The organism is Hyphomicrobium sp. 1Nfss2.1, assembly GCF_965243865.1.
In the GTDB taxonomy this organism is placed as follows: Bacteria; Pseudomonadota; Alphaproteobacteria; order Rhizobiales; family Hyphomicrobiaceae; genus Hyphomicrobium_A.
Genome location: NZ_OZ251603.1, coordinates 2971852 through 2997768, shown reverse-complemented (window position 1 = coordinate 2997768; position 25917 = coordinate 2971852). Strand labels below are relative to the sequence as shown.

Below are 25917 nucleotides of genomic sequence, written 5' to 3'. Positions count from 1 at the left end.
GCCTGGCCCGGCCACTAGGTACTCTGAGAATGACGTTCATGCAAAGGCTCGGCGCTGCAGCGGGCCTTATCGAGCAGCGCCTTTCCGAATTGCTCGCAGAATGCGGGCCGGAAAAGGGCGAACGCCTCGCTGATGCGATGGAGCACGCACTGCTTGGAGGCGGCAAGCGCTTCCGGCCGTTTCTGGTCGTTGAAACAGCAGGGCTTTTTGGGGTGATCCCGGACAAGGCCGTGGACGCAGGTGCGGCCTTCGAGTGCGTCCACTGCTATTCTCTGGCGCACGATGATCTGCCAGCGATGGACGACGACGACCTGAGACGCGGGCGTCCGACGGTGCACAAAGCGTTCGACGAATGGACCGCCATACTGGCCGGCGACGCCCTGCTGACGCTCGCTTTCGAAATCATGGCGCGTCAGGAAACCCACCCCGATCCTGCGGTACGGTCGGAGCTCACGCGGCTGCTCGCGCACGCGGCCGGTGGCCGCGGGATGGTGCTCGGTCAAATGCTGGATCTTGCCGCCGAAAAGCGAGGTGAACCGGCGGCTCCAAAAGTCGTGCATGTGCAGCGGCTGCAGGCGCTGAAAACCGGTGCCCTGCTTGCGGCAGCGTGCGAGGCCGGCGCCGTTCTGGGCGGGGCGACAGGCGAAGAACGCGCGGCGGTCAGGCGCTATGGCGAGCATCTTGGGCTGGCCTTCCAGATTGCCGACGATCTGCTCGATGCCGAAGGCGACGCCGAAACGGTCGGCAAAGCGACGGGCAAGGACCATGCTGCGGGAAAGGCGACGCTCGTGTCGCTGCTCGGGATCGAGGCGGCGCGCGCGAGGCTCGAAGACGCTGTGCGCGGCGCCGAGCGCGAGCTAGCGCCGTTCGGCGATAAGGCCGCAACGCTGATCGAGGCGGCGCGCTTCACAGCGGCGCGTGAGAGATAGCTTTTGTTTTTTGGCTGACACCAGCGGTGAAGAGCGTTGTGTGCGGCGAGCGTCGCGCAAGATGACATCCGGCGCTGGCGCCGGGCGCCTTTGGCGCCTTGCCGCTTCGCGGCATGCGGTCTTAGCTGAAAGCAAGAAGGCGCCCGGGTGGGCGCCTTCGAATTGAACCATCGTGGCCGGGTCAGAAGTGGAAGTTGACGCCTGCGCGCACGGTGTGGAAGTCGGTGTCGGTGGTGTAGGTGCCGGACGGGCCCGACAGCGTCTGTTCGCCTAGATCGACATAGAGATATTCGGTCTTGAGGGACCAGTTCGGTGCGAACTTCCATTCCATGCCGCCGCCCAACGTGTAGCCCGAGGCGATCTCGTCCTTACTCATCGAAACGCTTGGCGTCGTGATGCTCTGATTGAGATCGGCGAAGGCCCAGCCGCCTGTGAAGTAGACCAGCGTCGAGCCAGCGGCGTAACCGATGCGGCCGCGCACCGTCGAGAACCAGTCGATGTCGGTCTGCACGTTGGCGAAGCCGCTGTTGAGCGACGTCGAGTCGCTGATGTCAGCGCCCTGCAGGTCGGCTTCCATGCCGAGCACGAGCCAGTTGAACTGCGCGTTGTAGCCGATCTGGCCACCGCCATACCAACCGCTCGGGTTCAGCGAGCCGCTCGCGCCATTGTAGTAGGCGGAGTTATCGTTGCCCCAGCCGTAGCCAGCGTTGGCGCCGAAGTAGAGGCCTTGCCAATTCCACGCGTTGTGCTCGCGCACCGGCTCGTAGATCGGCTCAGCGCGCGGCGGTGGTGGCGTATACGGTCCCAGGTCCGCGGCGGAAGCGCAGGTCGTCCATGCGCCAGCGGCGAGGCCGGCAAGCAGCAGCTTATTCATGATTAGATCCCCGTTCGTCTGATGACGATTGCGCTCTTAACGTTCAGAGAAGCGCGCAGGTTCCCGTCTCGTGCGCGGGCAAGGCCATAAAGCTATGCAGCTCCAATGGCCTAAGCTTGGCGAAGGAGAGTCGAAATCAGGGAAGAACTTTGACCGTCAGCTAGTTTGGCAGGCCCGGCGTCTTCTTTTCGCGCGGATCGCCGGATTCGCTCTTCTTGTTATCGAAGATCTGCTCGCTATGAGCACGCGCGCCCGCGACCTGGTTCGCCGACAGTCTGCATTCGTTGTTCTTGTCGAGCAGGGCAAACGCCCGGTTTGGCCGTTCGACAAATTCCATGCGGTCGACTTTGCCGTCCTTGTTGCCGTCGTAGTAGCTGAAGTCGGCCGTCTCGAACATGCGATCGATGGAAATCACCTTGGCGTATTCGGCGCTATCGAGTGCGCCGTCGCGGTTGGTATCAGCGGCGTCGAAGAGTTCGCCGGCGTAGGCCTTCCATTCATCGCAGGTGACGATGCCGTCGCGGTTGCGATCCCAGTTGCCTGCAGCTGACAGGAATACGCGATCGACATCGGGAACGGACGAGCCGGAGCACGCCGCGAGAAGAAGCGCGAAGGCACCCACGGGGCCGATGTGCAAAGCGCAGCGCAATGCGGGTGTTTTGGTCTTCATTGTCGTTTCCCCCAATGCACGACCGCGCCTCTAGGCCGTGTGACGTTCTTCAGTCGACGCTTCGGTCTCTTCTGTGGCGCCGGCTTGCTTGTGGCCCCCGCCACCGAATCGACGCTCGATATAGTCTTCCACGAGCTGCTGGAATTCAGCGGCAATGTTGGGACCGCGGAGAGTTGTCACCTTCTTTCCGTCAATGAAGACGGGGGCGGCGGGTGCTTCGCCGGTTCCGGGCAGCGAGATGCCGATGTCCGCTTGCTTCGATTCGCCAGGGCCGTTCACGATGCAGCCCATGACCGCGAAATTGAGCGTCTCGACGCCGGGATAGCGCGTGCGCCATTCGGGGATGCGGTCGCGGATCATGTCCTGGACGTTGCGCGCGAGCTGCTGGAACACCGTCGACGTGGTGCGACCGCAGCCGGGGCACGCGGTGACGATAGGCATGAATGAACGCAAGCCCATCGATTGCAGGATTTCCTGGGCGACGCGCACTTCGAGCGTGCGATCGCCGCCAGGCTCGGGTGTCAGCGACACGCGGATGGTGTCGCCGATGCCAGACTGGAGCAGGAGCCCGATGCCGGCGGTGGAGGCGACGATGCCCTTCGAGCCCATACCCGCTTCGGTGAGACCAACGTGCAGTGCATATTGGCTGCGTGCGGCGAGCAGCGTGTAGACCGCGACGAGGTCCTGCACAGCAGAAACCTTGGCGGAGAGGATGATGTCGTTCGCCGTCATGCCGAGCTCCTCGGCGCGCTGCGCGGAGATGAGCGCGGACTGCACGATCGCCTCGTGCATCACGGCACGCGCATCCTTGGGCGCGTTAGAGCCGGCGTTCTCGTCCATCAGGCGCGTCAGCAGCTCTTGATCGAGCGAGCCCCAGTTGACGCCGATGCGCACGGGCTTGGCGAAGCGTAACGCAGTCTCGATGATGGCCGCGAACTGGCGGTCCTTCTTGTCCTTGAAGCCGACGTTGCCGGGATTGATGCGGTACTTGCCCAGCGCTTCGGCGGCGGCAGGATTATCTGCGAGAAGCGTGTGGCCGTTGTAGTGGAAGTCGCCCACGAGGGGCACGCTGACGCCGCGTTGCGCAAGACGGTCGCGGATGTGGGGTACGGCCTTGGCGGCCTCATCGCGGTCGACGGTGATGCGCACAAGCTCGGAGCCGGTCCTGGCGAGCGCTGCGACCTGCGCGGTCGTTGCCTCGATGTCGGCCGTGTCGGTGTTGGTCATCGACTGGACCACGACAGGCGCGCCGCCGCCAACGATCACGTCCGCAATACGGACGGGGTGGGTGCGGCGCCTCTCGGCTATGAGATCGGTGGGCGAAGCCCGCATGGGTGCCGTTTCTGCCAGTTGAACCAACCGTCTACCTAATCCAGCGCCGACAAGTTGGCCAGAGGGCGGCCGAAATCACACTATCCACGTGGCCGGTTGGCGCGGCTCAGCGAGGCCCAACTGAGTGAGATGCCAGCCAAAACCGACATAATCAGCACGATCGAGGGGCCGCCGGGGCTGTCGAACGTGGCGGAGAGCCACAGGCCAGACATCACGCTGCCTGCCGCAATGAGGGCCGTCAGGGCGACCATGCGCTGCGGCGTGCGCGACAGCGGACGGGCGGCGACGGCGGGCACGACCAGGAATGCCATCACCAGCAGGATGCCGACGATCTTCATGGCAACGGCGATGGCGACGGCGAGCAGCACGATAAAAGCGGTGCGCACCAGCTCGCGGTCGACGCCCTCTGCCGCGGCGAGATCCTCATGCACGGCGAGACGCAGAAGCGGCTGCCAGAGCCAGGCGACGATGGCGAGCACGATGGCGCCGCCGATGAGGATGATGGCAACGTCTTGCCTCGTAACGGCGAAGACATCGCCGAAGAGGAAGCCGGTGAGGTCGACGGGCGCGCCTTTGATCATCGAAGTGGCGATGACGCCGGCGGCGAGGGCTGCGTGATGCAGCAGGCCGAGGATGGAATCGAGTGCGACAACTTTCTGGCGCGAGAACCAGAGCAGCAGTGCTGCGACGGCGAGCGCGACAATCAGCACGCCCCAGGTGACGTCCATCTGCAGCGCGAGGCCGAGGGCGACTCCGATAAGGCCCGCTTGGGCAACCGTCTCGCCGAAGTAGGCCATGCGCTGCCAGACGACGAAGCAGCCGAGGGGCGCGGCAACGACGGCAAGCCCCAGGCTGGCAATGAGAGCGCGCAAAAAGAATGGCTCGAGCACTATTCGTCTCCGCGCGCAGGGCGGCTCGGATCACCGTCTCCGCCGGCCTCGTCGGCGGCTGAAGGCTTAGGCATGCCGGCGAGGTCGTGGCTGTGATCGTGGTGATGGCGATAGAGCGCGAAGGCGCGGGCAGCCTCGGCTCCGAACAGGCGCCCATAGGAAGGATGCTGCGCCACCGCTTCGGGCATGCCCGAGCAGCAGACGTGATGGTTGAGGCAGATGACGCGGTCGGAACGCGCCATGACGATGTGCAGATCGTGCGAGACGAGCAGCACGCCGAAGCCGGCTTCGTCGCGCAGGCGCGCGATGAGGTTGTAGAGGTCGGCTTCGCCGCTGTAATCCACGCCCTGCACCGGCTCGTCGAGCACGAGCAGGTTCGGCTGACGGAGCAGGGCGCGGGCGAGGAGCACGCGTTGCGTTTCGCCGCCGGACAATTCACCGAGCTGCTGGTGACGCACCGAGGCAGCGTCGACGTGCTCCAGTATCTCGTTGATGTGCGTATCGGAATAGCTGCCGCCGAGCCGGAGGAAGCCGTCGACCGTCATCGGAATGGCGATGTCGCTATCGAAGCGCTGCGGAACGTAGCCGATCCTCAAGTCGCGGCGGCGGTGCACCACGCCGCGGTCGGGGCGCTCCAATCCGAGCAGCACGCGCACCAGAGTGGTCTTGCCAGCGCCGTTGGGCCCGATGAGGGTGACGATCTCGCGGGCGTGGATATCAATGTCGACGTCGATGAGCAGGTCGCGGCCGTGGCGCGAGACGCAGATGCCGCGCGCAGAAATGAGCGCGACGGAATCGACTGGCTGCGGGCTGGCGTCGCCATGGCGGTGTGCGCAGGCATGGCCAGAGCCATGACCGCACGGCGCCAGAGCCGGAGCGGCCGGTCCTTCGCGCTGCGACATCGGTGGGTCAGTCCTTCTTAGACTCGCAGTTGCGGCACAAGCCCGACACTTCGACGAACTTCACGCGTGGGTGGAACGAGGCGTCGCGCGCCAAGCGGTCGATGGTGTCGAAGATGCCCTCGGAGTCAACCTCCTGCACGGCATTGCACTTCTCGCAGGAGAGAAAGATCGGGCGGCGGCCGGTGCGATGGTCCATGCGCCGGCAGGCGAAGAAGGCGTTCTTGCTCTCGAGGCGATGAATGACGCCGGCTTCGAGAAGAGCGTCGATGGCGCGGTAGACGGAGATAGGCGCAAGACGCGTGCCCTTCTCGGCCAGCTTGGCGAGGATATCGTAGGCGCCGATCGAAGCGTGTGTCGCGGCGATCTCCTCGAAGACGTCCTGGCGAAGCTTGGTGAAGCGCAGGTTCTTCTCGGTGAATGCCTGGTTAGCTCGTTCGACGGCTTTCGCCAGTTTGCGCTCTGCCTGGGTCGTCGACAGCGTCTGCTGCTTGGCGGTGGCCTCGGTCATCGCTTCATCCCGAGCGTTTCTATTTCGAGTTACTCTATACCACCGGCTTTCGCGAGCATAGGAGGCATACGGGAAAGGGATCATAAACCTACCCGATAGTGATCCCTTTTCCGCCAACTTCATGTGGTTGCTAGCAGTACCGGAAGGAAGTCGGGAGCCGGCGCCGATGGGGCGCCAACGTTCGCTCTCTAACGTATTCAATCTCCGAGAGCCCCAAATAGAAAATATGCCTTCTCAATCCGCGTATATTATCGCGGCACGGCGGACAGCCATCGGTCGCATCGGTGGACTGCACAAAAGCCGGCGCCTGGAAGAGCTTTGCGCTCCGCTGATCGGCGTTGCACTGCAAGATAGTGGCGTTGATCCGGCGCAGGTTGACGAGTTGATCGTCGGCAACGCTTCGGAGGGCGGCAACCCAGCGCGGCTGATCGCACTGGCTGCCGGGCTGCCGGAGACCACGCCGGCGGCGACGATCGACCGGCAATGCGGCTCGGGTCTCGATGCCATCGTGGCGGCCGCGCGCGCAGTATCCCTAGGAGAATCCCGCGCGATCGTTGCCGGCGGTGCGGAGGCAATCTCGATGGCGCCGTGGCGTGTCGCCAAGCCGCGCAGCCTGCAACAGCTTCCGCGCTTCCTGAGCTATGACCCAGGCTCGGTCGATGAGCGCGACGGGCCACTGCATCTTGAATCGAGCGAAGCGCTTGCGGCGCGCCTCGGCATCAGCCGCGCCGATCAGGACGCTTATACTTTGCGCTCCTATCTCAAGGCGGAACAAGCGCGCGAGAAAAAGCGCTTCGTCGGCGAGATTGCGCCCATTCGCTCCAACCCCGAGGAAGCGCGCGATCAGAGTTCGTCGGCGCCGGACTTCAAGGACTTGGCGCAACTGGCGCCCTATCTGCCGCCGGATGGAACACTGACGCCAGGCAATACCTCGACGCTGCACGATGGAGCCGCGGTCGCAGTCGTCGTATCGCACGAGGTGTGGTCATCACTCGGCAAGCCACGGGGCTTGCGGCTGCTTGCGCATGCGACGCGCGGTACCTCGCCCGACGACGAGGCTGCGGCGCCGATCGAGGCGATGAGGAAGTTGAAGGCCGGATACCGCGGCTACAAGGCATCCGACATCGGCGCGATCGAGATGAGCGAGTCCTCGGCGGCGCAGGCCATCGCGCTGGTGCGCAGCCTCGAGCTCGACGAGGACATCGTCAACGCCGATGGCGGGGCGATCGCGCGCGGGCATCCGTTCGCGGCGGCGAGCTCGGTGCTGGTGACGCGGCTGTTCACGCGGATGGCGCGCGGTGAAAGCAAAGGCCCCTCGCTGGGCATTGCGACGCTGGGCGTGGCGGGCGGCATGGGTATTGCCGCACTTTTCGAAGCGGTCTGACGCGACCGCTCGCCCCATACCCCTGCCCGCCGCGGGCGGCGAAGTACCCAAATTAACGTTACGCTTGCATTTACATCGGCCTCTGCCCAAATCTCGCTAGAGCGCGCGCTGGACGTCCCGGCCACTCGGACACCCGTAACAACATCCAAGTGCATGGGATCGCCGCAATCCTGCCCCGAAGTGGCCAGGAGCTGTGGTCATCCTGCATCGTCGCGTGACCTTTGCGCCGCAACGAGGCGACGCGGCGACGGATTGTCCGGCATCGGCCGGTTGAGCGGGATATGCAGATGGACGTGAAACAGACTTTCGACGCGGTGATGGCCAACCCGGCCGCATACGCGCGCAGCATCCTTCTCGGCGTGCTGGTGATCGCCGCGCTGATCGCCTTGTTCAAGGTGGGCCCGCGGCTATGGCGGGTGATCGAGGACATCTTCTTCTCAAACTGGCAGCTGGCGATGCTGGGAACGGCGGCGATCGTGCTGTCGCTGGCCGGCGGCTGGACCACCTGGGACGGCATGACGAACTTCACCGGCGAACCGGTGCTGTCACTGATGTTCACGTTCGGCATTCACGGCGTCATGCTGATCGTGGCGTGGCTGATCGGCGAAAGTTTTGCCACCGGTATGAGCTCGGTGCCGCGCGGCGGCTACGCGCGGGTGACGGCGCCGCTGGTGGTGGTGGTCGGCCTTGCCGTGGTGCTGCTCGGCGCGGCCGTCTCCTTCTATCAGTGGAAGCATGGCATCGAGGCCGACAACTGGATCAAGGCGCTGGCCGCGGGCGGACTGCTGTTCGGCGTGCTCGGTCTCATTACCGTGTTCGCGCGTACCGACATCGTGGCGCCGTACGCCCAGGCGCTGCGCATCATGGCGAAGAACTCGATGCTGTGGGTGATGTTCCTCGCCTGTATGTCGACGTCGGTGTTCTTCTCGTTCGACAGCCGCTTCAACGTGGTGTTCCCGAAGGATCAGCGCGAGCGCGTCTCGGAGCTGCGCGCAACGAACCAGGTTTCCGGCATCATTGCCGACATCGGCGACACGATCGCCAAGCAGGAGTTGGAGCAGACGTCGACGCTGTTCCAGAGCGAGGGCTGGCATGCCTACGAGGGCCAGCTCGACCGGCTCGCCTCGGCGGCGCAAAGCTCCACGGGCGAGATCGAGAAGTACTTCAACGACCAGATCGAATTGCGCAACCGCGCCATCAAGGAGCAGCAGGAGCGCATCACCACGGCGCAGAGCGGGCAGGCAGGCCTTGCCGGCAAGAAGACCTCGCTGACAGACGAGCTGGCGCGCCTCGAAGCCGACCGCTCGACCCTTGCTGCTGACTATGCCTCGACGAAATCGGAGCTCGATAATCGTGCCAAGGCGATCGATGCCAAGCGCGTCGAGGCAATGGCCGAGGGCCAGGGTGTCGAAGGCACGCTGAAGGAAGGGCGCGGGCCGGTCTATAGGCAGCTCATGGGCGAGCTGTCGAAGATGCAGGCGGCGTACAAGATCCAGGACGACCGCGTCAAAGACGCCAAGAAGCGGCTCGACACGGCGGAAACGCGCATCTCGCAGATCAAGCGCGAGCTGGCAGTCGTCGACGGTGAACTCGCCAAATACAAGGGCGAGGAAGAGACCGCGTCGCAGCGCATTCAGATGACGCAAGAGAACACGAGCAGCCAGGATGCGGGTCAGCGCACAGACCCCGGCCGGATGCTGCCGGCGTTCGAGACGGCGCGCGCAGAGTTCCGGCAGGCGCCGAGCGCGGATCGGCTCGCGGAGGTGCAGCAGCGCTGCTCGCAGCTCTACAGCGCAATGTACTCGGCCGATGTGACGAAAACGAAGGTATCGGGCATCGACTGCGATCCCAAGCAGGCGACCGAAGCGGCGGCATCGCTGTTCACGCTGCAGAGCGGCACCAAAACGTTCAATGCGAATTGCGTCGGTGGCGACAAGCTAGCGGCACAGCGCTCCACGGATGCGCTGTTCGGCTTTGCGGTAAAGTGCCTTTCTGACAGCGGACTGCCGAGCAAGCAGACGGACGAGCTGCGCACCAAGATCTCGTTCGCGGAGATGAACCGCGACGACAAGGCCCATCGCTTCGTGGTGTCGTGGAACGCGTTCCAGGACGGTAACCGACTGGCGTACCTGGCGCTGGCGATTGCCATCGGTATCGACTCGCTGATCTTCATGACGGGCCTGTTCGGGGCGAATGCGGTGCGCTCGCCGCTGGCGGACGTGCCATCGCCGAAGGGACGCAACTCGCAGCAACTCGAAGCGATCGTCGAGAATGCGCTGCTTCCCGATACGTTCGAGAACGCCCAGGCGACGCTCAACGCGATGCGACCTATCACCAATGCGTCGGGCTTCATGGCCGAGGTGCGTCCGGAGCGGCTCGACCCGCATACGGCGCAGCGCGTGATCGGCGTGCTCAATGCCGGCTCGACGATCAACGCCGTCGAGTACGACGAGGCAGCGGGGCGGTACCTGGTACGGGCCGAACTCTACGAGTTCCTGTCGATCGTGTCGAAGCGCTCGTTCGAGGCCGACAAGTCGAACGTCGATATCGCGGAGCTGGAGAAGCTCGTCGGCGTGGCGCTGCTGCCGAACATCAACGAGAACGCCGACACGGTGCTGCACTACATGCACCCGATCGATGAGGATCGCGGATTCACGGCGGAGATCAACCTTGCGGAGGTGATCGACGAACACCGCCGTACAGTGCGCTCCACGCTGAACGCGGGCGCAACGCTGGGACGTGTGCAAAGGCGCGGCAAGGGCGCCGACGAATTCTGGATCCACAAGGACCTCTATAAGACGTTGGCGCGCATCCGCGCGCGCACACTGATGGCCGACTATGGAGCGCCGCGGCTGACGAATGGGGCGGCACCCCAGCGCGCGAGCTTCGGCGGATCTCTGACGCAGCGGACACAGGCTTTGGAGCAGCTGACCGAACCGACGCGGGCCTTGGAGCACAGGCCGGTTGCGAACGAAGAGACGACGAGGGCAATTCGCATCAACTTCCTCGAACAGCTTCTGGCAGCGCTCAACCTAAGGCCGGAAGCGTGGGAGCGGGTTTCGGGGAGCGCGCACATGGCGGCGATTGCGGCTAATGAAGCCTTCAATCGCGCACGCCGGGCGCACGGATCGCTCGACGCGCTGTTGCGCACGAGGGACGACGAAGCACGGCTTTCGTTCGATGAAGCCTATTCTATGATCAAGAGCACGCTGCAGCCGCATTCGAGCTGGGAGCGGCACATGCTGGACGATGCCTATCAGGAGCTGGATCAGCACTGGCCGGTGCTGATGCTGCTGCCGAACGGCCCGTTCGAATTGGTGCTGCGCGATATCGTCGAAAAGCTGGAGCCGGATGCGGGCGGCGGCGCGCTCACCGCGGATCAGCAGTCACTACTGGAAATCTCGCGGGCGCTGTTCGAAGCCTTCCAGGCCAACTCACGTGCCGACGAGGCAGCTTGGCGGCGGCTCGGCACGAGCATCACGGCGGCGCAGCATGCCGAAGCGCGTGTCGCGGCCGGCTCGAGCTCGATGCTGCAGTAACGCACGACAAACGACAATGGAGCGCCCCCTGTTGCGCATGAGCAATGCGGGGCGCTCTACTTTTTTCGGCCATTGCATCGGCCCCGTTTCGCCATCGCACCTGCCCGCTTCTGCCGCGCGCGCGATTTAAGTTGCGCGCACATTTTCAAAGGCGAGGAGATATTGCGATGTCGATAATGCGATACGCGGCGCTCACCATTGCGCTGGCCGCTCCGCTGATGAGTGCGCGGGCAGGCGAAGTGAAAATCGACGCCGAACTTGGTCAGAGCGTCATTTCCGCCAACAAGCCCGGAACGGTCTACCTGCGCTTGAGCCTCAAGGGCCTTGCCGCTGAGAAGCGCGAGCGGCGCACGCCGATTAACGCGGCCATCGTGATCGACCGGTCCGGCTCGATGCAGGGCAAGCGGATCGAGGCCGCGCAAGAAGGCGCGCGGGTGGCGCTGAAACGGCTTTCCGCAGACGACAGGATCGCACTCGTTGCCTACAACCACAATGTCGACGTGCTGTCTCCGGCGGCTCCGTTACGCGATGCCGAGCGGCTCACCGCGGCCATCGACAAGCTGCAGGCCAGCGGGACGACGGCGCTCTATGCAGGCGTCGAGGAAGGCGGCCGGCAAGTCGAAGAATACCTGGCGGACAACGGCGTCAACCGCGTGGTGCTGCTGTCGGACGGTCTTGCGAACGTCGGGCCGTCGCAGCCGAGCGATCTCGCCAGGCTGGGGCGCAAACTCGCGGCAAAGGGCATCTCGGTTTCCACCATCGGCCTCGGGCTCGATTACAACGAGGACCTGATGCAGCGGCTGGCTGCGGCGTCGGACGGCAATCACGCTTTTGTAGAGCGGCCGGGCGACCTTGCGGAAATATTCGATCGCGAATTTGGCGATGCGCTGTCGGTTTCAGCGCGCGACATCACCATCATCATCGAGTGCAAGAGCGGCTTCACGCCGAAGCGCATCCTCGGCCGCGACGGCAGCATCGAGGGCGACAAGGTGACGTTGAAGCTCAATCAGCTGCAGGCATCGAACGAGCGCTATGTGGTGATCGAGATGGACGGCGCCGATACGCACGGCGAAGGCGCGGCCGACGTTGCCGACGTGCGCGTCACTTATACCGATCTCGACAGCGGCAAGGCGGCCGAGGCGGAGGCCAAGCCGACGGTGCGCTTTTCTAGCAATGCGAAGGAGATCGACGACAGCCTCAACAAGACGGTGATGAGCCAGGTGACACAGCAGATAGCGACCGAACAGAGCGAGAAGGCGGTCGAGCTGCGCGACAAGGGCGACATCACCGGAGCGCGCAAAGTTCTGGAGGACAACGCGCTGTATCTGAAGCGGTCGCGCGATACCTATTCCTCCGGGGCAGCTCCGGCGGCGACATCGTCGATCAAAGGGCTGAGCGATCTGGAGAAGCAGAGCATCGAGGCCGCGAACAACCTCGATGAAGACGCCTGGGGACGGACGCGCAAATCCATGCGCTCCAATCAGCACAAGGCCAAGGTGCAGCAGGCTTATTAAGTCTGGGTGACACAAGCTGAGGGAAGCTTTGCCTACGGCTGGCGTTGCGCGAGTTGAGGTCCGCGCCACTATTGCGCTGCCGATTCACGCCCTCGCTGAGACGCTCGGGCGATCGGAGCGACTTCGCTGGGCGCCCTTGGCGCCTGAGCATGGCAGCATCGCTGCCATGCTGACGAGGCACGCTGGTCCCGGGTCTCGCTCGCGGTGCTCGCGTCGCCCGGGATGACAGAGTGATCAGGGCTGGAAGGGGATGACCTTGGAGCGCTGCTCGCCGAGGCCTTCGACGCGAAGCAAAAGCTCATCGCCCGCTTTCAGGTACTCAGGCGGCTTCTTGGCGGAGCCGACGCCGGGCGGGGTGCCGGTCGTCACCACGTCGCCGGGGTCGAGGACCATGAAGCGCGAGATGTAGGCGAGCAGGAACGGGATCGAGAAGATCATCGTCGAGGTGGAGCCGGTCTGCTTGCGCTCGCCGTTGACGTCGAGTGACATGGCGAGGTTCTGCACGTCGGCGATCTCGTCCGGTGTCGCGAGGAAAGGCCCGAGCGGGCCGAATGTCTCCGCGGATTTGCCCTTCACCCACTGGCCGGCGTGCTTCACCTGGAAGCGGCGCTCGGAGACGTCATTGCAGAGGCAGAAGCCGGCGATGTGCGCCATGGCGTCCTTCTCTTCGACGTAGCGCGCCCTGGTGCCGACGACGAAGGCGATCTCCACCTCCCAGTCCATGTGGCGCGCGTCCTTGGGGTACATGATGTCGTCGTTGGGTCCGACGATGCAGTTGGGCGCCTTGTTGAACAGGATCGGCTCGGCCGGGATCTCCTGGTTCGTCTCCTTGGCGTGATCGGCGTAGTTGAGGCCGATAGCGATGAAGTTGCGCGTGCCGGCGACGGGGGCGCCGATGCGCACGCCGGCCGGAACGAGCGGAAGGCTCGCCGGGTCGATGGCGCGCAGCTTGTCGAGCGAGGCGGGGGAAAGCGCTGCGCCGGCGAAATCGCTCACATGGGCGGAAAGGTCACGGATGTTGCCCTGGCTGTCGATGAGCCCGGGCTTCTCGCTGCCGGGCTGGCCAAAACGCACAAGCTTCATGGATCGGCGCTCGCTGGTGAGATGATGGAAGGAATGGCGGGATAACAACGCGGTACTCGCTATCGCACTCTGCCTTCCGGGGCAACTCGCCAGCTGCGGGGATTGCGAATCTGAGCGCTAGCCCAGGCCGTTAACGGACAACGGTGCGGCGTGCTGCCGACTGCCGCAGCGTGAGGGGGCGCGCGCGGTGCTAAAGGCGGGGCATGGCAAGCATGCTGCGCACCTGCATCGCACTGGCGGTGCTCACATTCGGTCTGCAGGCTTCGGCTGCAGCCAATGACGACATCGACAAGCGGCTCGGCGATGCGCGGAGCTGGGTGACAGCCGCGGGGAGCTATTCGGGCCAGCGCTTCAGCACGCTGAAGCAGATCACCGCAGACAACGTGCACGAGCTACGGCCGGTATGGAGCTTCTCGACCGGCGTGCTGCGCGGGCACGAGGGTGCGCCGCTGGTCGTCGGTGGCATCATGTACGTGCACACGCCGTTCCCGAACATCGTCTACGCGCTCGATCTCGATCACGAGGGGCGCATCCTGTGGAAGTACGAGCCGGGGCAGGATGCTTCGGTGGCGGCGGTGATGTGCTGCGACACTGTCAGCCGCGGGCTCGGCTATGGCGATGGCAAAATCCTGCTGGCGCAGGCCGACGCGACGCTCGTGGCACTCGATGCCAAGACCGGCGCCGCGGTGTGGACGGCGAAAAACGGTGATCCGAAGCTGGGCGAGACGATGACGGGGGCACCGCTCGTCGTGAAGGACAAGGTGATCGTCGGCATCGGCGGTGGCGAATACGGCGCGCTCGGGCGGTTGTCCGCCTATCGGCTCTCCGACGGAAAGCCGTTGTGGTCGGCGGCGTCGGCGGGGCCGGACGCGGCGATGCTGATCGACCCGCAAAAGACGACCGAACTCGGCAAGCCGGTGGGCGAGAACTCGTCGCTCAAGAGCTGGGAGGGCGAGGAATGGAAGATAGGCGGTGGCCCGACGTGGGGCTGGATCACGTACGATCCGAAGCTCGACCTCATCTATTATGGCACGGGCAATCCGGGCACCTGGAACCCGATCCAACGCCCGGGCGACAACAAATGGACCGATACGATCTTCGCGCGCTCGGCTGAAACCGGCGTTGCGAAGTGGGTCTATCAGATGACGCCGCACGATGAGTGGGATTACGACGGCATCAACGAGATGATCCTCGCCGACATTTCGATCGGCGGCGCGACGCGGCGCGCGCTGGTACATTTCGACCGCAACGGGTTCGGCTATACGCTCGACCGCACGAGCGGGGCACTCCTTCTCGCGGAGAAGTTCGACGCAAGCGTCAATTGGGCGAGCGGCGTCGATCTGGCGACGGGAAGGCCGCAGCGGGCCCGGGCGTTCAGCCCGGAAGCGGGTGGCGAGGACACCGCTACCGAGGGGATCTGCCCGTCTGCGCTCGGAGCCAAGAACCAGCAACCGGCGGCGTTCTCACCGCAAACGCGGCTGTTCTACGTGCCGACCAATCATACGTGCATGAGCTATGAGCCGTTTCACGTGTCGTATACGGCGGGGCAGCCATACGTCGGGGCGACGCTGACGATGACGCCTGCGCCGGGGGACACAAACCTGGGCAACTTCATCGCCTGGGACGCTGGCAGCGGGAAGATCGTGTGGTCGGTGCCTGAGCGATTTTCGGTGTGGTCGGGGGCGCTGGCGACGGCGGGGGGCGTCGTGTTCTACGGGACGCTCGAGGGCTATCTCAAAGCCGTCGATGCCCGCACGGGGCACGAGCTTTATCGCTTCAAGACGCCGTCCGGGATCGTCGGCAATCCCATCACCTACGAGCGCAACGGCAAGCAGTTCATTGCCGTGCTGTCGGGCGTCGGCGGCTGGGCGGGGATCGGCTTGGCGGCGGGACTGTCGAGCCCGGATGACGGCTCGGGCGCGGTCGGCCTCAATCAGGCGCTATCGAACTACACGGCGCTCGGCGGGGTCGTGACGGTGTTCGCGCGGCCTTAGCAGGGCTGGCGACTGCCACGGGATGGCGGAGAGGGTGGGATTTGAACCCACGATACCCTTGCGAGTATGCCGCATTTCGAGTGCGGTGCTTTCAGCCACTCAGCCACCTCTCCAAACCCGCAATTCCGGGCCGAGGCGATGCCTCGTGGCTGATGGCAAACCGGCCCGGGAAGTTCGGAACGGTGCTCTTAAGAGAAACGCGCGGGCCTGACAAGGCCCGCGACGGGCCGCGCACGCAGGCTGGACCAAAAGTCGCCGAAACGGGCGAGTTGCGCCGGCACCGCGCAGGGTCGGGCATCGGCGTGGCGGCTCTGATTGCACTTCCGCACCCCCCCTCTCAGCTCTCATGCCCCCGCGCTACAACCGCGAAGGGCAACCAAAAGGGTGGACGATCGATACGCGAGTGTTGCCACTTAGGGCTAGGAGGAGCATTGCATTGCGCATAACTTCGGGCGTCGGTGGGGGCCGATTGTCATGCGTTTTTTGATCCTTTTCTTTTCACTCATTGTCATTGCCGGGTGCGCCACGATCGTCAAAGGCACAACCCAAATGGTGGCGATTGATACGCCCGGCGCGCCGGGAGCCAGCTGTGAGCTTTCTTCGCCGGGGATCGGATCGCGCAGCGTCGTGACGCCTGCCACGATCGAGCTCGATAAGAGCCAGCACAACATAGCCGTGACCTGCCGGAAGGCTTGCTTCCAGGACAGCGTTGCTATGATCCCGTCCTATACGGAGGGGATGGCGGCCGGCAACGTGATCGCAGGCGGCGTCATCGGGCTGGGCGTAGATGCGGCGACGGGCGCGATGAACAAATATGCCGATCGCACGTCTGTTACGATGATCCCAATCCAGGGTTGCCGCGCTTAGCGTCCAACAGCCCGCGCATCTTCATGCGTGCTCTGCCCCGCTTTTTTAGCGCGCGGAGCGCTTACTCTTGGCCCGCTTTCGCCGATACCGCGACTTCGCCTTTCTGCCACGTCGCCATACGGCAACTGGGTCTCGGCTTCGGCCCATGCAGAGAGTTGCGCCAGCACCACGCTGCCGGCGCGGTAAGACGAGCACCCAGGGGATAACGGGGATAAGGCAGGTGTGCCGCTGGCTCGCCGATCCCGGCTGACCACAAAATGCCTCAGTCGTATTACGCGGAGGTCAGTCGATGCTGAATACGCAATCTCTCGAATGGCTGATGGCATGCGAACGCCTCAAAGACGAGGCCATGGCCGTCGAACGGCAGTGCGAGTGCATCCTCAAACGGTTCGAGCGTCTCGATCGCGAACCGACTGCGGCTGAACGCGATGCCCGGCGCCACGACTATATCGAAAATCGCGATCGGCTGTTCCAGCTCAACGCCGAGATCGATGCGATTTCACGGCGCCTGGAAGCCGATCACTAGAATTTTGCCGCATACGAAAACAACGCGAGTTTGCGTGGCAATTGCGGTTGCCGCGCAAACTCGCGTTATAACTCTCTAAAAGCCCGAAGGGCCTTTGTCGCGGCCTCAGGCGACTGGCACGCCGACGAGGCGCCAGACTTCGCCGATGACATTTCCGAGCAGAAATGCCGACCAGAGATAAAGGCCGACGCCCGCCCACCAATGGCGGTCGTGCGACCGCGCCACGCTTTCGACGGTGTCGCGGCATGCGGCTGCGTATTCGCTCGCGACCAGCTTCAATGCCTCGGTCATTGCTGTACCCCTTGCGGTCCCAAATCCCACCAGACTCTGAGCCGATCCTGGTTAATACCTTGCAAATACGTGATTTGTTTGTGAGCGTCGATCAGAAATTTCGAGGTGCACATACCGCGGCAAAGAATTATTTCGGCGGGATGCACAGTTTCAGGGGAGCATGTGCATAGCGGGCAAAACGCATTCGAGCTCATTGGTTGCCCTGATGCTGCCATGCTAGCAAATGTGGGTCGCCGTCGAATGTAAAGAGGTGGTAAATTGAAAGCGTTTTGTCTTGCTTTTGCATTTCTGCTGGCATCGCTTCCAGCGAATGCCGAGGAATTGCCGCAGACAAGTAATGCGTGGCGTGCAGTTGAGCCCGATCTAGCAGAACCGGGCAGTTATCAGTGGACCGTAGTCGATGACGCAACGGGCAGAGCACAGGCTCCGGCCGCGGCGGACGAGAGAGCCCAGAAGAGTGCTGCGGCGCGCGCTGCGCTGGCGCAGATCAGAGCCGAAACCGATCGCGTGATGGCCGAAGCCCGTAGGAACGGCGCAAAGGTTTCGCGCATCCGCTACGACTTACGGATCCGCTGCATGGTCGAAGAGGTCGAGGTCGGACCAGAGACCCAGGCCGTATCGGCAGGCGGCATGCCCTACATCTGGGGGGCAAAAGACGAGGAACAGCCCACCAGCGGCACGATGGAGCTTTGCGAGGTGGACTATTCCCAGAAGGTGCGCTCGCGCCCAATCGAAGGCGAAGCAGCACCCGCTCAGCCGGAATTAGTCGACTTCAAAGTCGCCTTCCCGGTGGACTGAATGCCTGACGCGGTCCTCCCGTCTCTCGGGATCGCGTTGTCGAGAAGCGCGCCGGGGCCCGCGGGGTGTCCCGGCGCGCTGCGTTTTCAGGGGCGGCGCTGACGGCGCGCCCAGTAGATGGCGAAGATGCCCATCCACAAGAGCAGCGCGACGACATCAAGCAGCGTCGAGAGTTCCTGGACGGCACGCTGCCATGGCTGATCGGGAGCGCCGAGCCAGATGGCCGCGCTCGTAATTACCCCAGCAACAAGACAAAGGCCCGTCAGGCCCCAGATCACACGAACGGTTCGGCGGGTCATGGCGCGATCATAGCCATGAAAGGGGCGAAGCGCGAGGGTGAGCACTCAAGCGTCGCGGAAGCGCGCCAACTGCCAAACGAGCCGGCCGAGGACGGCGTTGGTCAGCTCGAGCGAAAAGGCGAAGCTGCCGGCGCCCAAGTCGCGGTGCTCGATGGTCATCTGGCCGGGGGAGAAGAGGCGTGGAATGGGCAGACGCCAGTTGCCCAACGCGAGGAAATAGCGCGCCGAGCGAAAGACGAGCACCTCGCCTTCGACGGTGACGCGCAACTCCATGCCGATGCCACGACCAACGTACTCCTCGAGGCCAGTCGGGCCGCGAAAGCGCTTTGCCGAGTGGATCGCTTGCGGAAAGCGGCCGGGGCGGTTGTAGATCCGCAGCCAGCATTGACCGCCAAGACGCTCGTCCTCGCTGACGATGACGAGTGCCGGGCCCGTGGCGCCATTCGTCAGCGGCAGAGGCGCTCCGATAGCGCGGGCGAGGAATGACAGAAGGCGCCCAGCCCACGACAGCGAAGTGGCTTCGACTTCTCCCGAGTAGACGATGGTTTGGCCCGGCGCGAGGCGCTTGGAGAAGCGCCGGCGCACGGCTTCGGGAAGCTGCGCCCATGCCTCCTCGCCGAGAAGAGCGCGGAAGCGGATATCCTCGACGGTGGCGGCCTGCCTGTCAGGCGACGCGACTAGCGCATTCGGTAGCGCATCTGGCGGGCTGGATTGCGGGAAGGCGGACACGGCATATCACCCCCATTGATGAAGTGCGGACGTACATCAGGCGCGGGTTGGGCGCGGCGTCTTGCGTGATGCCTTGCCGACGAAGCGGGCGATGGTTCCGCCCATACGGATCAGTGCCATCAGTGTCGGTGCGGGCAGGCGAATGATTTCGCCGAAGCTGCGGTCTACGGTCTCAGTGAAATCGAGCATGGAGGCGAGGCGCTTGCGCACGCCCTGCTCTACTGCGGCGTCGTTCTTTGCGTCGGCCAAACAGGTCCGCAGTACGGCGATGGCAGGATCGATCTCGCGAGTCTTGCGGGCCTGGGCGATGCGCCGGACCATCTCGAAAACGTCGGCTTCCGCTTCGTAGAAGTCGCGCCGGTCGCCCATCGCGTGCACACGGCGAACGAGGTTCCAGGACAGCAGCTCGCGCAGACTGGTGGAAACGTTGGAGCGGGCCATGCCGAGGCGCTCGGCGATGTCCTCGGCCGTCAGCGGCGTCTCGCTGAGGTAGAGGAGCGCGTGAATCTGCGCGACCGAGCGATTTACGCCCCAGTTTGAGCCCATTTCACCCCAGCGGACGACGAAGCGCTCCACGGGACCGGGCATGAAGTCATCTCTTGCTGTAATTTCTGTCATGACAGAAATTTGCGACACCAATCATCGACTGTCAACCTTTATGTCTGATCGAATGATGCCGATTCAGGCGGCAAACTGCCTGCCTTTAGCGCGCCCACGGAGCGCTTTGCACGGTGCTTCAAGCGGTCTGCGGTGCTAATATCGTATCAATGGACTGCCGCTCATTCCGTCTTTTGATGTCAGCCCGCCGCCTCCCGCGGCGCCTACTTGCGCGAAACCACGCAGGAACCTCGCCGGCGTGAAGTGCGTTCTTCCTGCGCGAGAGGATTTGCTCACATGCTCATCAATTACGGCTTCGAGATCGCTATCTTGGTTCCACGTGCGACCCCTGTGATTTGCTTGCTCGACGTTCATCCCGAGCGCAGAGCCGACATCAACTTCGAGGCACCTTTTCAGTCAGAGCCGACAACTCGAGCGCATACTTATGTCGATGGCTTCGGCAATCAGTGCCGCCGTTTGATGGCGCCGGCGGGTGAGATCAGCCTTACGCTGGCCGGCACTATCGTCGACAGCGGAGTTCCCGACGCAGTCAACCCGACTGTGCAGGAAGTTGCCGTTGACGCCCTCCCCGACCAAGCGCTGACATACCTGCTGGGAAGCCGTTATTGCGAGACGGACCGTTTGAGTCAGGTTGCATGGGACATGTTCGGCGGCATGAAGCCCGGCTGGGGACGCGTGCAGGCGATAAGCAACTTCGTTCACGGGCACATCACGTTCGGATATCAGCACGCGCGGGCGACGCGAACCGCGCTCGAGGCCTTCGAAGAGAGGAAGGGCGTCTGCCGTGACTTCGCCCACCTGATGATCACGTTCTGCAGGTGCCTCAACATTCCTGCGCGCTACGTCAATGGATACCTCGGCGACATCGGCGTGCCGGCCGATCCGGCGCCAATGGACTTCAGCGCGTGGACGGAGGTGTATCTGGGCGATCGCTGGTACACGTTCGACGCGCGGCATAACAAGCCGCGTGTCGGTCGTATCGTCGTGGCGCGCGGGCGCGATGCCACCGACGTACCGCTGCTCAACACTTTCGGGCCGCACACGCTCAAGACCTTCAAAGTCTGGACGGACGAGCACGTGCCGACCGCGCGTGCGGCGAGCGCCTGACGCAAGGCGCATTCCGGGAAGTTCCCGAAACTATCGTCCAATTGCTGACTTGTTCGCGCCACCTAGGTGCGGTTGTCTCCGCGGCATTGATTGTCGTGGAGACTTCTCGTGGAAAGCCTGTCCGCAGCCGTCCAGAGGTTGTTCAGCAGCCCCGCCTTCAAGTTTTTCCTGATCTGCGGACTGATACTCATCATGACGATCCCGCTGCTGCTGGTGTGGGGGCTCGTCAGCGAAAGAGAACAGCGCGCCGCAGAGGTTCGTCGCGGCGTTGCCAGCGAATGGGGCGGTCCGCAGTATATCGACGGGCCGCTGCTAGTCGTCCCCTACACCGTCAAGCGTGTGACGGGCGAAGCGGATAAGCGCGTCGAGGAGATCGTGGAGCGGCGGGCGGTGTTCCTGCCGCAGACGCTGAAGATCAGCGGCAAGGCGGCGACGAAAGTGCTGCATCGCTCGATCTATGACGTGGCGGTCTATACGGGCATGCTCGATTTCGCCGGCAGCTTCGCCGCACCCGATATGTCCGAGGTTGCGGCCGACATCCAATCAGTGCGCTGGTCCGATGCGGTGCTGGCAGTTGCCATCAGCGACGTCGCGGGGCTGAAGCGAACCGCCGCACTGACAATCAATGGCAGCGATAGCCTCAATTTCGAGCCGAGCATCGGCGTGCCGGCCATACAGGGCAACGGCATCCATGTAAGGCTCGCGCCGGCGAAGGCTCTGTTCGAGAATGACGGCGCCGCGGCGATGAGCGCTGGTGGCATGCGCGGGTTCGACTTCAAGTTTTCGCTGGCGCTCAATGGATCGTCTGAGCTGACGTTCGCGCCGGTTGCGCGGCAAACCATCGTGGAGCTCTCGTCGGACTGGCGCGATCCGAGCTTCATGGGCGCGTTCCTGCCAAACGACCGCGTACTCAATCCGGCAGAGTTTGCTGCGCGGTGGAACATCCCGCATCTGGCGCGCAGTGTGCCGCAGTCCTGGAGCCTTGCCGAGCAGCCGCTCGAGCGCATGCGCTCCTATGCTTTCGGCGTGCGCTTTTTCGTGCCGGTCGATTTCTACCAGCTGGTGACGCGGGCGGCGAAATACGCGCTGATGTTCCTGGCGACGGCGTTCATGGCTGTATTCCTGCTGGAGATGGCTTCGGGACGGAGCGTGCATCCGGTGCAGTACTTGTTCGTCGGCCTGGCGATGACGTTCTTCTATGTGCTGCTGTTGTCGTTCGCCGAGCAGGTCGGCTTTCTTCCGGCGTATCTGGTGGCGGCCCTGGCGACGGGCGGGCTGATCTCGCTGTACGTGGCAAAGGTTCAGCAGAGCTTCGGCAAAGGCCTGATCATGGCGGCCGTGCTCGCGGTGCTTTACGGGCTGCTCTACATGATCCTGCAGCTCGAAGACTACGCGCTGATGGCGGGCGCGATTGCCGGGTTCGTGATGCTGGCTATCGTCATGTTCGCGACGCTCAACGTCGACTGGTCGGGCAAGTCGCGCAGCGCAGACTGATTGCCACCAGCGAACGATTGCCGGGTCGCGCCGTCGTGTTCCAGCCGGAACAGCGGCACCCCGGCATTTTCATAAAAATCTCCCCGACTAGCGCCGCGTACCGAGGCGCAAAGCACAGGGAGAGTAACATGAATGCTTCTTCTGAGCCGCACGCCGGCAGCGAACCATCACCACCCTATCCCGGTCATCCGTTCGGCGGTCTGATCCGCGACGGCGGGCCCGGCATGCGTGCCGTCGATCCACGCAATGGCGACGAGAGCCAAGACGAGCCGGCCACTGACGACGAAACCGGCGGCTTCGATTTTCACCTCGGTGTCTACGCACGATTTTGATCAACGAGCGCGCGCAGGACGCGTGTCGCGAGGAGTATTGCCATGAACATCATGCCTCAGGCGCTCAACAAGCTGCGCGCCAAGCTCGACTACGATCTCGTCGCCAGCCCATTTTCGGCGCTGCCGGAATACAAGGCGATACGGCAGCACGAGAACCTCGGCGCGCTACTGGGGATCAAGAACCCCTTCTTCCGGTCGACCGAGGGACTGCAGGGGCGGCACACGCTGATCGATGGCAAGCCGGTGCTGAATTTCGCATGGTGCGACTATCTCGGCCTCAGCCAGCACCCTGAACTGGTCGCAGCGTCGAAGGATGCGATCGACACTTATGGAACGTCGGTGTCGGCGAGCCGGATGGTGTCGGGCGACACGCCCCTGCATCGCGAGTTGGAGAATGAGATTGCGGCGACGATCGGCGTCGATGCGGCGCTTGTGTTCGTCAGCGGCCATGCGGCCAACGTCTCGACGATCGGCACGATCATGACGGCCGACGATCTCATCGTGCATGACGAGTTCGTACACAACAGCGCCGTGGTCGGCATGCGCCTGTCGAGCGCCACGACAATGAGCTTCAAGCACAATCGGCTCGACCAGCTCGAACGCATTCTGCGCGAGGAGCGCACGAAGTACAAAAATGCGCTCGTCGTCATCGAGGGGCTCTATTCGACGGAAGGTGACATTCCCGATCTTCTCCGCGTGATCGAACTGAAGGAACGCTATGGCGCGTGGCTGATGGTCGACGACGCGCATGGGTGCGGTGTGCTGGGCGGGACCGGCGCGGGGCTCGCCGAGCACTGCGGCGTCGCGGGCGACAAGGTCGACATCTGGATGGGCACGCTGAGCAAAGCGTATGCCTCATGCGGCGGCTATATCGCAGGAAGCGCCGATCTGATCCAGGCGTTGCGCTATTCGGCTCCGGGGTTCGTTTTCTCGGTCGGCCTGCCGCCGAGCATGACGGCGGCAGCGCTCGCCGCGTTGCGCGTCGTCAAGCGAGAGCCACATCGGGTGGCACGGCTGCATGCCAACGGCGCCTACTTCCTGCGCGAAGCCAAGCTGCGCGGCCTCGATACCGGGCGTGCGGTCGGCATCGGTATGCTGCCGGTGATGGTCGGCGCGACAACGCGGGCGGCGAAGGCGGTAACGTCCGTGCTCGAGCGCGGGATCAACGCTTCGCTGATCATGGCGCCAGGCGTGCCGGTGAATGCGGCGCGGCTGCGGTTCTTTCTAACGGCGGACTTCACGCCAGACGAGATCACGCGAGCGCTGGATGTAACGGCGGAGGTGCTGCGGCGCTGAATCGCCTCCCTGTCCCTACCTTGTCAAAGGGGAGGACAGGAAAGCTGGAGGGGTGCCGTTGCGGGAGCGGCGGTGTGGCCGATCACCTCGTAGCCGCGGGCGACGAGCCGGCCCTCCGATGCGTCCGCGACCATGGCGAGGCGCGTGTTCCAGTTGAGGATCGGGCGCGTCAGCCAGGGGAAGTCCGGGTCGAGTTCGGTCGGCACGGAATGCATCTGACAAGCGCGCCCAGCGCTGTCGACACCGCGCGTGTGGCCGCGCCATCCGGGCGCCTGCCAGTGGTTGGCGATGGTGTTGCCGCCCTCGTGCACGTGAGCTTCGGTCTCGGTGCGCTCGATGACTGCGGTTTCGGATGGCTTGATGCCGGCGAGAGAAAAGATCGCGGGGGCGGAGATCGGGCGGTTTGCCAGCATCTCCTTTGCCGCGGCGAACGAGGGTGCCGTCTCGAACACTTCGCGCAGCAGATGCGCGGCGGTGACGTGGCGCATGCGCCAGACCCGATGGCGGTTGATTGCCCAGTCGATATGATAATGGCCGACGCGATGGCGCATCGGGGCTTGATTGAGTGCGGCGGAGAAGCGGCCCGGCGCCATTCCTTGCAGGACGCCCGTGTATCCCGGCCAAGTGAGCGTCACGAATGGACCCGCTGCACCGGCGACGCGGGCGGCGATCACATAGCGGCCGAGGCCATACGTGATCCAATCGAGCACGCGAACGAGGCGGGCACTCGTGCCATCAGGTGAAGGCGCCACGCGGCAGGTGCAGCCCCACTCGTAGTTGACGGAGAGAAAGTAGGCGCCCGGGCGGCCGAGGCGGGCGGCGATGGCGTCGATCTCGGGTAGATACGTGCTGTCCTGCTTGGCGAGCCAGCGGCGCGAGACGGCGTCGAGCGTGCGCAACAATCGGCGGGGCACGCCTTCGGTTGCACCGTCCATCAGCGCGTGGGCACGGGCCGGCTCGAGCTCCAGGGTTTCGAGGGGGAACGCCGGTCCGGTATCGTGGACGGGAATGGACTGCATGGGTTGCATTGCCCTCCTTCGGGGCCCCATGATTGTGCCAGCCCCCTTCGGCTATATGGTGACGCCGGGGCGAGCTTGGCGGCCTGGAAAGCGGCCGACCCCGAACGCCCGGCCAAGGCGCCTGCCCAATTGACAAGTTACGGGGCTTCGACGATAAACCCGCCTTCTCGCGCTCCCTTCACAGGGGGCGCGCAATGCGCTGCCCGAGGCCTGATCGCCCTTAAATGAGGTGATCCATAGAAGTCCGCAGCTCGACTGCGGCGCCACAGGGCGCGGTAACGCAAGGGAATTGCCATGTACGCTGTCATCAAGACGGGCGGCAAGCAGTATCGTGTTGCTGCTGACGACGTCATTACCATCGAGAAGATCGCCGGTGAGGCCGGGTCGAACGTGGAGTTCGCCGAAGTCCTCATGATCGGCGGCGACAACCCCAAGATCGGTAGCCCGTTCATCTCCGGCGCGAAGGTCGTCGGCGAGTTCGTCGAGGCAACCCGCGGCCCGAAGGTCATCTCCTTCAAGAAGCGCCGCCGCAAGAATTCACGCCGCAAGCGCGGTCATCGTCAGGACCTCGTCAAGGTCCGCATCAAGAGCATCGTTGGCGCCTAAGCGGCCGCCTGAACCAAACCTGAGGTACTGACCAATGGCACAAAAGAAAGCTGGCGGCTCAACTAAGAACGGCCGCGACTCGCATAGTAAGCGCCTCGGCGTGAAGCGCTTCGGCGGCGAGCACGTCATCCCCGGCAATATCCTGGTGCGCCAGCGCGGCACGCAGTGGCATCCGGGCACGGGTGTCGGCATGGGCACCGACCACACCATCTTCGCGGTGGTCGAGGGCAGCGTCGAATTCAAGACCAAGAGCAACGGCAGGGTTTACGTCTCGGTGCGCGAGGGCGAGGCCGTCGCTGCCGAGTAGCACAACCTC

At 64.0% G+C, this 25917-nt stretch carries 26 protein-coding genes and 1 tRNA gene; 14 read left to right on the top strand and 13 right to left on the bottom strand.

The annotated features are described in order from the left end of the window. The first annotated feature begins 29 nt into the window (after window positions 1-29). A complete protein-coding gene (locus ACP15D_RS14555; protein ID WP_424958162.1) occupies window positions 30-929 on the top strand; it encodes a polyprenyl synthetase family protein in 900 nt (299 codons plus the stop codon). Between the two features lie 181 nt (window positions 930-1110). Here ACP15D_RS14555 and ACP15D_RS14550 read toward each other — a convergent pair whose 3' ends face one another. The 6 genes from ACP15D_RS14550 to ACP15D_RS14525 form a co-directional block, all read right to left on the bottom strand. Further along, complete coding sequence (locus ACP15D_RS14550; RefSeq protein WP_424958161.1) at window positions 1111-1803, bottom strand: outer membrane protein; 693 nt, start codon at window positions 1801-1803, stop codon at window positions 1111-1113. Window positions 1804-1963: 160 nt separating this feature from the next. After that, on the bottom strand, window positions 1964-2473 hold the full coding sequence (locus tag ACP15D_RS14545) for a histidine kinase (RefSeq protein ID WP_424958160.1): 510 nt from the start codon (window positions 2471-2473) through the stop codon (window positions 1964-1966). Window positions 2474-2503: 30 nt separating this feature from the next. Beyond that, complete coding sequence (ispG, locus tag ACP15D_RS14540; RefSeq protein ID WP_424958159.1) at window positions 2504-3805, bottom strand: flavodoxin-dependent (E)-4-hydroxy-3-methylbut-2-enyl-diphosphate synthase; 1302 nt, start codon at window positions 3803-3805, stop codon at window positions 2504-2506. A gap of 80 nt (window positions 3806-3885) precedes the next feature. Further along, complete coding sequence (locus tag ACP15D_RS14535; protein WP_424958158.1) at window positions 3886-4695, bottom strand: metal ABC transporter permease; 810 nt, start codon at window positions 4693-4695, stop codon at window positions 3886-3888. Further along, window positions 4695-5597 (bottom strand): ATP-binding cassette domain-containing protein, encoded by a 903-nt coding sequence (locus ACP15D_RS14530; RefSeq protein WP_424958157.1) that lies wholly within the window; start codon window positions 5595-5597, stop codon window positions 4695-4697. The genes ACP15D_RS14535 and ACP15D_RS14530 overlap by 1 nt, the downstream gene beginning before the upstream one ends. Window positions 5598-5604: 7 nt before the next feature. Next, a complete protein-coding gene (locus ACP15D_RS14525) occupies window positions 5605-6105 on the bottom strand; it encodes a transcriptional repressor (protein WP_424958156.1) in 501 nt (166 codons plus the stop codon). Window positions 6106-6226: 121 nt separating this feature from the next. Here ACP15D_RS14525 and ACP15D_RS14520 point away from each other — a divergent pair, with 121 nt between their 5' ends. From ACP15D_RS14520 to ACP15D_RS14510, 3 genes are all read left to right on the top strand, one after another. After that, window positions 6227-7489, top strand: a complete 1263-nt coding sequence (locus ACP15D_RS14520; RefSeq protein WP_424958155.1) for a thiolase family protein — start codon at window positions 6227-6229, stop codon at window positions 7487-7489. 287 nt (window positions 7490-7776) lie between these two features. Further along, complete coding sequence (locus ACP15D_RS14515; protein ID WP_424958154.1) at window positions 7777-11028, top strand: hypothetical protein; 3252 nt, start codon at window positions 7777-7779, stop codon at window positions 11026-11028. Window positions 11029-11195: 167 nt separating this feature from the next. Then, window positions 11196-12542 (top strand): vWA domain-containing protein, encoded by a 1347-nt coding sequence (locus ACP15D_RS14510; RefSeq protein WP_424958153.1) that lies wholly within the window; start codon window positions 11196-11198, stop codon window positions 12540-12542. A 234-nt stretch (window positions 12543-12776) separates the two neighbouring features. Here the strand turns inward: ACP15D_RS14510 and ACP15D_RS14505 are convergent, their stop codons facing one another. Further along, entirely contained in the window at window positions 12777-13625 is an 849-nt protein-coding gene (locus ACP15D_RS14505) for a fumarylacetoacetate hydrolase family protein (RefSeq protein ID WP_424958152.1), read from the bottom strand. A gap of 203 nt (window positions 13626-13828) precedes the next feature. On the opposite strand from ACP15D_RS14505, the gene ACP15D_RS14500 reads away from it, so the two are divergent. Further along, window positions 13829-15619 (top strand): methanol/ethanol family PQQ-dependent dehydrogenase, encoded by a 1791-nt coding sequence (locus ACP15D_RS14500; protein ID WP_424958151.1) that lies wholly within the window; start codon window positions 13829-13831, stop codon window positions 15617-15619. Between the two features lie 23 nt (window positions 15620-15642). On the opposite strand, the gene ACP15D_RS14495 is transcribed toward ACP15D_RS14500, so the two are convergent. Beyond that, window positions 15643-15732: transfer RNA gene (locus tag ACP15D_RS14495), tRNA-Ser, on the bottom strand. A gap of 361 nt (window positions 15733-16093) precedes the next feature. Between ACP15D_RS14495 and ACP15D_RS14490 the strand changes: the two genes are divergently transcribed. Both ACP15D_RS14490 and ACP15D_RS14485 read left to right on the top strand, forming a co-directional pair. Next, complete coding sequence (locus ACP15D_RS14490) at window positions 16094-16486, top strand: hypothetical protein (protein ID WP_072371145.1); 393 nt, start codon at window positions 16094-16096, stop codon at window positions 16484-16486. A 289-nt stretch (window positions 16487-16775) separates the two neighbouring features. Further along, window positions 16776-17012 carry a hypothetical protein gene (locus ACP15D_RS14485; protein ID WP_424958150.1) on the top strand — a complete coding sequence of 79 codons (237 nt, stop codon included), beginning with the start codon at window positions 16776-16778 and terminating at the stop codon, window positions 17010-17012. 105 nt (window positions 17013-17117) lie between these two features. Here ACP15D_RS14485 and ACP15D_RS14480 read toward each other — a convergent pair whose 3' ends face one another. Next, window positions 17118-17303, bottom strand: coding sequence for a hypothetical protein (locus ACP15D_RS14480; RefSeq protein WP_072371139.1), 186 nt, complete (start codon window positions 17301-17303; stop codon window positions 17118-17120). A 258-nt stretch (window positions 17304-17561) separates the two neighbouring features. Here ACP15D_RS14480 and ACP15D_RS14475 point away from each other — a divergent pair, with 258 nt between their 5' ends. Further along, window positions 17562-18101 (top strand): hypothetical protein, encoded by a 540-nt coding sequence (locus ACP15D_RS14475; RefSeq protein ID WP_424958149.1) that lies wholly within the window; start codon window positions 17562-17564, stop codon window positions 18099-18101. 86 nt (window positions 18102-18187) lie between these two features. Here ACP15D_RS14475 and ACP15D_RS14470 read toward each other — a convergent pair whose 3' ends face one another. The 3 genes from ACP15D_RS14470 to ACP15D_RS14460 are packed head-to-tail and all read right to left on the bottom strand — an operon-like array spanning window position 18188 to window position 19747. After that, complete coding sequence (locus ACP15D_RS14470) at window positions 18188-18400, bottom strand: hypothetical protein (protein WP_424958148.1); 213 nt, start codon at window positions 18398-18400, stop codon at window positions 18188-18190. A 45-nt stretch (window positions 18401-18445) separates the two neighbouring features. After that, window positions 18446-19129 (bottom strand): DUF4166 domain-containing protein, encoded by a 684-nt coding sequence (locus ACP15D_RS14465; RefSeq protein WP_424958147.1) that lies wholly within the window; start codon window positions 19127-19129, stop codon window positions 18446-18448. A gap of 36 nt (window positions 19130-19165) precedes the next feature. Beyond that, window positions 19166-19747 (bottom strand): GbsR/MarR family transcriptional regulator, encoded by a 582-nt coding sequence (locus ACP15D_RS14460; protein WP_424958146.1) that lies wholly within the window; start codon window positions 19745-19747, stop codon window positions 19166-19168. 276 nt (window positions 19748-20023) lie between these two features. On the opposite strand from ACP15D_RS14460, the gene ACP15D_RS14455 reads away from it, so the two are divergent. The 4 genes from ACP15D_RS14455 (at window position 20024) to ACP15D_RS14440 (ending at window position 23976) form a co-directional block, all read left to right on the top strand. After that, window positions 20024-20854, top strand: a complete 831-nt coding sequence (locus ACP15D_RS14455; protein WP_424958145.1) for a transglutaminase-like domain-containing protein — start codon at window positions 20024-20026, stop codon at window positions 20852-20854. 108 nt (window positions 20855-20962) lie between these two features. Further along, on the top strand, window positions 20963-22348 hold the full coding sequence (creD, locus tag ACP15D_RS14450) for a cell envelope integrity protein CreD (protein ID WP_424958144.1): 1386 nt from the start codon (window positions 20963-20965) through the stop codon (window positions 22346-22348). A gap of 128 nt (window positions 22349-22476) precedes the next feature. Beyond that, the gene (locus ACP15D_RS14445; RefSeq protein ID WP_424958143.1) at window positions 22477-22680 is read left to right on the top strand and encodes a hypothetical protein; all 204 of its coding nucleotides are present in this window, start codon (window positions 22477-22479) and stop codon (window positions 22678-22680) included. 42 nt (window positions 22681-22722) lie between these two features. Beyond that, window positions 22723-23976, top strand: a complete 1254-nt coding sequence (locus ACP15D_RS14440; protein ID WP_424958142.1) for an aminotransferase class I/II-fold pyridoxal phosphate-dependent enzyme — start codon at window positions 22723-22725, stop codon at window positions 23974-23976. 23 nt (window positions 23977-23999) lie between these two features. On the opposite strand, the gene ACP15D_RS14435 is transcribed toward ACP15D_RS14440, so the two are convergent. Further along, on the bottom strand, window positions 24000-24995 hold the full coding sequence (locus ACP15D_RS14435; protein ID WP_424958141.1) for a hypothetical protein: 996 nt from the start codon (window positions 24993-24995) through the stop codon (window positions 24000-24002). A gap of 294 nt (window positions 24996-25289) precedes the next feature. Here ACP15D_RS14435 and rplU point away from each other — a divergent pair, with 294 nt between their 5' ends. After that, complete coding sequence (rplU, locus tag ACP15D_RS14430; RefSeq protein WP_424958140.1) at window positions 25290-25601, top strand: 50S ribosomal protein L21; 312 nt, start codon at window positions 25290-25292, stop codon at window positions 25599-25601. Window positions 25602-25635: 34 nt separating this feature from the next. Further along, on the top strand, window positions 25636-25908 hold the full coding sequence (gene rpmA / locus ACP15D_RS14425) for a 50S ribosomal protein L27 (RefSeq protein ID WP_424958139.1): 273 nt from the start codon (window positions 25636-25638) through the stop codon (window positions 25906-25908). Window positions 25909-25917: the final 9 nt, after the last annotated feature.